The sequence below is a fragment of the Vicinamibacterales bacterium genome (assembly GCA_036012125.1).
In the GTDB taxonomy this organism is placed as follows: Bacteria; Acidobacteriota; Vicinamibacteria; order Vicinamibacterales; family UBA823; genus UBA11600.
Genome location: DASCOS010000001.1, coordinates 20164 through 27325 on the forward strand (window position 1 = coordinate 20164; position 7162 = coordinate 27325).

A 7162-nucleotide genomic window follows, 5' to 3' on the forward strand; every position below is an offset into this window, starting at 1 on the left:
TACTTCACCGACCCCTTACGCCCAGCAAGATGTCCATGGTCAACTGATCAAGTCGCTCGTATGGTAGTCGACGCATACCGATTTGGGCTCGGTCGAAGTCGTAGCCAAGAAGTTCCTTGGCGTGCGACTTCCGGTACTTTTCGACTATTGGAACACCGGGTCGGGGTGAAGAGATTTCCGCAAGGATTTCTTGAATCTCGGTGTCACCGTTCCAACAAAGTGCTTTATCTTTCAAAATGAGATAGTTCCGTATACAACCAAGGGCAAAGTCCTTGACGCCCTCGTTGTCCTCGGTGCGGTAAGCATGGGCATCGAAATGACGCGGGTTGTCGTAGCCGACATCTTCGAGGAACTTTACAAGGAAAAACGCTGCTTTGGGGTTCGCTGAAGCAAAGCGAAAGTCCTGGTCGTAACGCCCAATGACTTGATCGTTGAGGTCAATGTGAAAGAGTTTTCCGGCCTCCCAGGCTTGTGCGACGGCGTGCGTGATGTTGAGTCCAGCCATATGCTCGTGGGCCACCTCAGGGTTGACTCCGACCATGTCGGCGTGTGCGAGTGAATTAATAAAGCCAAGATAGGCACCGGTTGTAGGGAAGTAAGTGTCGCCGCGTGGTTCGTTCGGTTTCGCTTCAAGCGCGATACGGTAACCGTATTTGTTCGCGAGGTTGTACTCACACACATAGTTAATCGCATCACGCAGGCGCGCGATTGCCTCATCTGGCCGTCGGCAGGTATCGGTTTCTGTCCCCTCCCGGCCGCCCCACATGACGTAGGTCTTCGCACCAAGCTCAGCTCCAAGGTCCATTGCGCGGAGAGTTTTCTGCAACGCATAGGCGCGCACGGCGGGGTCATTGGACGAAAAGGCACCATCTCGAAAAACCGGATCGAAAAATAAATTAGCGCTGACCATGGATGTGACAACACCCTGGTTAATGCAGGTTTTCTTGAAGTCCCTGACGATCCGATCGCGATCGATAGAGGAGGCATCAATTGGCACCAGGTCGTTGTCGTGTAAGTTGACGCCCCAGGCTCCGACTTCAGCTAGCAAACGGACTAAATCGTTAGGCTTAACTGGAGGCCGCACTGCGTCACCAAACGGGTCCCGTCCACGATTACCTACAGTCCACAATCCGAAAGAGAATTTATGTTCTGGGCGAGGTGCGTAGAGGTCGTCATGCATGTATCAATCCTCGTGGATTCTCTGTTGTAGGGAAGTTAATCCTCAGCACTGAATTCAAAATTGCTTTGTAAACTCGGGAATTGTTTTGAGCGCCGGATACAGTGTTCGATATCGTGCGTACTGACGTGCTAGGAGTTCGACGTCGACGTCGGTTGGGTCTGTGCGAGTGGCTATGGTCACGGTGGTGTCACACGCCTCGTCGACGGAAGACCATACGCCGGTACCAACGCCGGCCAAGAGCGCTGCTCCATATGCTGCGCCCTCTTCTGTGGCGAGCGTTGTTACCTGTTGGCGGTAAACGTTAGCCTGAATCTTTCGCCAGAGTGCTGACCGCGCACCACCACCACCCAGTCGTATCTCGTGAACCGGCACTTTCATAGTTTCAAGAATTGTGAAGGAGTCCTGGAGACTGAACGCAACGCCTTCCAGAATGGCGCGTACAACATGGGCACGCGTATGCGTTGCCGTAAGGCCCACCAGCGCGCCACGAGCATTAGAGTCGAGATGAGGCGTCCGTTCACCCATTAGATACGGTGCCCAGAGAACGCCATCGCTACCTGTTGGAGCTGTCGCGGCTTCGTCGGCGAGACGGTCGTAAGGGTCACGACCATCGTCTTCACCTGCACCGAACCGGCTCTTGAACCAGCTGAGTGAGAGTCCAGCTGCCTGTGTTACGCCCATAGTGTGCCAGCGGTTGGGAACGGCGTGGCAGAAAGTGTGGACCCGTCCTTCTGGGTCTAGAGCGGGTTGGTCGGTCGCCGCGAACACCACCCCCGAGGTGCCGATCGTCGCACTTACGGCACCCGGCTTCACGACCCCCATGCCAACCGCACCAGCCGACTGGTCGCCGCCGCCAGCCACCACCGGCGTACCTGCTGTGAGGCCAAGCTTGTCTGCGAGCCGGGGAGTGACCTGACCTGTGATTTCCGGGCCTTCGTGAACGGATGGCAACATCTTAAAATCGAGATTCGTTACTTTGAGCATTTCCGCAGACCATTGTCGGCGCGCTACATCAAGAAGGAGTGTGCCCGAAGCATCGGCCATATCGGTTGCTCGCTCACCAGTTAATTTGAAACGGACGTAATCCTTGGGTAACAGAACGGACCGCACCTTGTTCCACAGCTTCGGTTCATGGGTCCGGACCCAGAGGAGCTTCGGCAACGTGAAACCGGTCAACGCGGGATTCGACGTTAGTTCGATCAGGCGCTCACGACCCACCTGCTCGTTAAGCCATTGACATTCGGTCTCGGTGCGTAGGTCGCACCAGATGAGCGCAGGCCGAACGATGCTGTCGTCAACACCGAGGAGAACTGAACCGTGCATTTGTCCCGATAGGCCGATGCCTCGGATGTCGGCGCTCGAACACGACGCATTGGTTAGTGCTGCGCGCACGGCTATCTGGGTGGCGCGCCACCAATCATCGGGGGATTGCTCAGCCCACCCAGGCTGCGGTGAAGTGAAGTCCTCGTGCTCTTCGGTTGCCGAGGCGATGACCGACCCGGTCTCGTCTATAAGGAGTGCACGGCTTCCACTGGTACCGACATCGATGCCAAGAAGTGCCATTCAGGTCCTAAGGATAGCGCACGACCAGCGAAAATTATGCTGTTCGCTTTAGTGGTGCGGCTTACGAAAGGGAAAAAGAACTTTCGGGCTCCTCAGCTTACCGCTTTCGATGGCAACAGCCACGTGATCGTGACATGATGTGAGCGTTTTTTGGAAGCTCGGGGCCGTGAGTTGTGGTCGGTCGCTGGAACGAGGAGTTTCACGGTCTTCAAGGAGGGGTCACATGAGTGGTCGGAAATTTCATATTTCACGTCGCCATTTCCTGGGAACTTCTTTCGCTGCAGGGCTCGGTGGAGTTTCCACAGGTCTGCTGGGTAAGAGTGTGGAGGCCAATCAGCGTCCCGTGCCTGCGATAGCGCTCGAGGGGCTCCGCCCAAGTGGAATGATTGACGAGGCATATTGGTGGAAGGTTCGCTCGCAGTTCAACATTGTTGATGGGCTGGCCTTCATGAACAACGGCACCCAGGGCCCAATGCCTCGAGTTGTTCTCGAGAAAAATGAACGCATTTTGCGTGAAATCGCCGAGGACCCAACGGACAACTATCGTCGGGACGACATCAATGCGGTTCGAGAAAAGGTCGCACCCTTTGTTGGTGCTGACCCCTCTGAGATTGCCTTGACCCGAAGCACGACGGAAGGGATGAACATCTTCGCTCACGGGCTCGACTGGCGTGAGGGTGACGAAGTACTTATGAATTCACACGAGCACGGTGGTGGGCGGGGACCGTACCTGACACTTATGGAGCGTAAGGGCATCAGGATCAATGTGATTGACCTTCCGTCACCACCTGAGAGCACGGACCAGATCGTCGACCTCTACGAGCAGGCGATTACTTCGCGGACCCGTGCCATCATGGTGAGCCATATTACCTACGTGACTGGGCTTGTGACCCCAATCAAGATGCTATCCGAGATGGCGCATCGACATGGTGTCCTGGTGTCTGTCGATGGCGCCCACCCACTCGGCATGATCGATCTTAACTTCCACGAAATGGGTTGCGACCACTATTCGGCTGCGGGGCAGAAATGGTTGCTCGCGGGTGGTGGTACCGGGGTCTGTTACGTCAAGGGTGACATTCAGGATCAAGTGTGGCCGCTCATGGGGGGGCCACCACGTGAGGGCGCGACGGCCACGCGCTATGAGTCGGTTGGTCAGCACAACCTTCCATCGTTGCTCGGCATGGGTGACGCGGTGGACCTCCAAGAGACGATAGGGAAGCGGAACATTGAGGAACGGGACCGACAACTCAGCACACGGTTGAAGGCCGGGTTAAGCGAGATTCCGGGTGTACACCTGTGGACGTCAAGTGACCGAGGTCTTAGTGCTGGGCTGACCCTGTTTTCGGTTCATGATATTCCGATGCAAAATGTTGTCACGGCTCTTTTCGATGAGTTTCGTGTACACATTCGAACTATGGGCACTGGTAATCTAAACGGCGTTCGTGCCTCAACTCACTTTTATAACATGCCGCATGAGGTGGACCGGCTGTTAGAAGGGGTTCGGCACATCGCGGCGAATGCGGGTAACTACATGACGACGTCTGGATAGTTAACGGTCGTTTTTCTGACGCACGGCGGGTTCTATCTGCCGTGCGAAAGTTGCTACCTCAGCATGTTCTATTCAACACTGATTTGAGGGAGGGTGTTATGTCACGAAAAAATCTAAAATTTGCGGCCCTATTATTGGTCAGCGTGGTCGCTTGGGCGTGTAGTGGTGGCACGACCCAAAGTGAGGTCGCACCAGAACCCACGGAGCAAGAGATTGTTGAGTTGGCTCGTGGTATCCACGAGCGGGCACTCACTATCGATACACACGACGATATTCCATTTAACTTTGCGACCGAAGAGGTGGATCCAGGCGTGCGGGGTGATCGAAAAGTCGACTTACCCAAGATGCGCGAGGGTCTTCTCGACGTGGGGTTTTTCATCGTTTTTGTCGGACAAACTGAGCGTACGGCCGAGAATTACGAGCAGGCAAAAGCTGATGCGATGACGAAGTTTGAAGCGATTCACCGGATGACTGAGGAAATGTACCCGGATGAGATCGAGTTAGCCTACACGGCCGATGACGTCGAGCGTATACATGCGAGCGGTAAGCTGGTGGCCATGATAGGTATTGAGAACGGCTACGTTATCGGTCAGGACGTGTCCTTACTTGAGAAATATCACGAGCTTGGAGCGCGTTATATTACGCTCGCGCACGGCGGTCACAATGACATTGCCGACTCGGCAACCCCACGCGAGAGTGAACCAGAATCCGAACACGATGGATTGAGCGAGTTTGGTGAGGAGGTTGTGGCTGAGATGAATCGGCTTGGGATCATGGTTGACGTGTCTCATATCGCGAAGCAAGCGATGCTTGATGCGACAGCGGTATCTCAGGCCCCGGTAATCGCTTCGCACTCTAGTACGGTCACTATTAACCCTCATCCTCGTAATATGGATGATGAGCAACTACTTGCTCTCCGAGACAATGGCGGTGTGATGCAGACCGTCGCCCTTGGTTCGTTTGTTAAGGTGCCGTCGCCAGAGAAACAGGAGGCGGTCGCTGCGCTTCGAGAGGAGATGGGAATTGAGGGACGTGCCGGGGTGCGAAATCTTAGCGACGAGTTACGTGCTGATTATGACCGTCGTATGGCCGAACTTGACGAGCAGTGGCCTCCGGCCAATGTACAGGATTTCGTCAACCACATCGACCATGCTGTCGGGCTGATTGGTATCGATCATGTGGGCATAAGTTCCGATTTTGATGGTGGCGGGGGAATCGTGGGCTGGAACGACGCCAGTGAAACGTTTAACGTCACGTTGGAACTTGTTCGACGCGGGTACAGTGAAGGGGAAATCACGCAACTCTGGGGGGGCAACCTACTTCGAGTACTGCGAGATGTGGAGCGTGTGGCCCAAGAACTGCAAGGTGAAACGTCCAACTAGCGTAGGTGATGACGATTGAGCAATCAGTGCAAAGCCTGAGTCGTTCGTTGGAACGAGGATAGCGGACCATGCCGTTGACCTCATTTGAGGAGCTGCCGGGGTCGGCGCGCTTGTGGATCTTCGCTGCTGATCACGAGCTTTCACACCCAGACTCCAACCGCTTACTCGGCGAAATCGACAGGTTCCTGATGGAATGGACCGCTCATCGGTCACACCTGACTGCTGGTCGTGACTGGAAATTTAATCGCTTTTTGTTCATAGGTGTCGACGAATCGGCAGTTGGAGCGTCAGGGTGTTCTGTTGATGCACTGGTGCGTAAAATTCAGCGTTTGGAGAAGGTGATCGGTGTGACGTTAGCCGACCGTGGGCCTGTGCTTTTCCGCCGGGGTGATGCTATTGAGCGTGTGTCACGTGTCCAGTTTGCTAATCTTGCTGGCGTAGGTGACGTAAGTCCAGAGACCTGTGTTTTCGATAACACGCTTACGACCGTTGGCGATGTACGTGCTGGACTTTGGGAGATTCCAGCGCGTGAGGCCTGGCATGGCCGGGCGTTTTTCTAAGTCGAGGTAGGTGAGTAGTGATATGAAAGGCGGACATCCACTGAACGGGACGTTCTCGATCGTGCGAACGAGCCGGTAGGTTAGCCTTGATGCCAGTGCTAAAGGCAAGAATGGCCAGTCTCCAATCGATGCTGTGCGAGATGAAGCAGATGGTCATTTGTTTCTCGGGCGGTGTCGATTCTGGCTATCTTTTAGCCGAGGCGGTCGCGGTCGTTGGTGGAGATGCAGTTGCGCTTACAGCTGTGTCTCCGAGCTTGGCTCCTGAAGAAGGTGCCGATGCGCGCCGCCTTGCCGAACAGCTTGGTGCTCGCCATGTGCTCGTCCAGACCCACGAACTCGATGACCCGCGATACGCTGCTAATCCAATCAACCGCTGTTATTTCTGCAAAGTTGAGACCTACGAAGTGGCAACAAGGCAGGCACGTCGCTTCGGGATTCCCCACGTACTCGACGGATTCAACGTTGATGATCGTGGAGATTATCGCCCAGGGCGAAAAGCGGCACTTGAGCGAGGTGTCCGGTCGCCACTCGACGAGTTGGGTTTTACGAAGAACGACATTCGTGAAGCAGCTCGCCGTATCGGTTTACCGGTGTGGGATAAACCGGCACTAGCGTGCCTGTCGAGCCGGTTTCCATACGGGACAAAGATTACCCCAGAGCGTCTTCGACAGGTGTGGCTTTGTGAGCGTACACTGCATGCTCAGGGGTTTCAGGTGTGTCGAGTCCGGTACGATGATTTGGTCGCGCGGATCGAGGTAGAGCCGGAAGAGATACCGCGATTACTTGAGTCAGACCTGCGCGACCTTGTCGTGCGCGAGTTTCGTGCTGCGGGTTTCAAGGACGTCACGGTCGACCTTCAGGGCTACCGCACTGGTTCGTTGAATGAGATGAAATCTAGGTCAGCCGAGGTCGTGTCTCTTACCGCGAG

General features: G+C 55.2%; 6 protein-coding genes. 4 read left to right on the forward strand and 2 right to left on the reverse strand.

The genetic code is table 11. The annotated features are described in order from the left end of the window. Positions 1 to 4 precede the first annotated feature (4 nt). Entirely contained in the window at positions 5 to 1180 is a 1176-nt protein-coding gene (gene xylA, locus QGH09_00080) for a xylose isomerase (protein ID HJO16587.1), read from the reverse strand. Positions 1181 to 1234: 54 nt separating this feature from the next. Next, positions 1235 to 2743: a xylulokinase gene (gene xylB / locus QGH09_00085; GenBank protein ID HJO16588.1), complete on the reverse strand. Its 1509-nt coding sequence runs from the start codon at positions 2741 to 2743 to the stop codon at positions 1235 to 1237. Between the two features lie 223 nt (positions 2744 to 2966). Between xylB and QGH09_00090 the strand changes: the two genes are divergently transcribed. The 4 genes from QGH09_00090 to larE all read left to right on the forward strand — a co-directional run. Then, positions 2967 to 4292 (forward strand): aminotransferase class V-fold PLP-dependent enzyme, encoded by a 1326-nt coding sequence (locus tag QGH09_00090; GenBank protein HJO16589.1) that lies wholly within the window; start codon positions 2967 to 2969, stop codon positions 4290 to 4292. A 98-nt stretch (positions 4293 to 4390) separates the two neighbouring features. Continuing rightward, positions 4391 to 5674, forward strand: a complete 1284-nt coding sequence (locus QGH09_00095; GenBank protein ID HJO16590.1) for a dipeptidase — start codon at positions 4391 to 4393, stop codon at positions 5672 to 5674. Positions 5675 to 5742: 68 nt separating this feature from the next. Next, a complete protein-coding gene (locus QGH09_00100; protein ID HJO16591.1) occupies positions 5743 to 6234 on the forward strand; it encodes a hypothetical protein in 492 nt (163 codons plus the stop codon). An 89-nt stretch (positions 6235 to 6323) separates the two neighbouring features. After that, on the forward strand, positions 6324 to 7162 hold an 839-nt coding region (larE, locus tag QGH09_00105), incomplete at its 3' end, for an ATP-dependent sacrificial sulfur transferase LarE (protein HJO16592.1).

Excerpts from the sequence above, each read along its gene's own strand:
- xylA (HJO16587.1), bottom strand. The coding sequence starts at position 1,180 with ATGCATGACGACCTCTACGCACCTCGCCCAGAACATAAATTCTCTTTC.
- xylB (HJO16588.1), bottom strand. The coding sequence starts at position 2,743 with ATGGCACTTCTTGGCATCGATGTCGGTACCAGTGGAAGCCGTGCACTC.
- QGH09_00090 (HJO16589.1), top strand. The coding sequence starts at position 2,967 with ATGAGTGGTCGGAAATTTCATATTTCACGTCGCCATTTCCTGGGAACT.
- QGH09_00095 (HJO16590.1), top strand. The coding sequence starts at position 4,391 with ATGTCACGAAAAAATCTAAAATTTGCGGCCCTATTATTGGTCAGCGTG.
- QGH09_00100 (HJO16591.1), top strand. The coding sequence starts at position 5,743 with ATGCCGTTGACCTCATTTGAGGAGCTGCCGGGGTCGGCGCGCTTGTGG.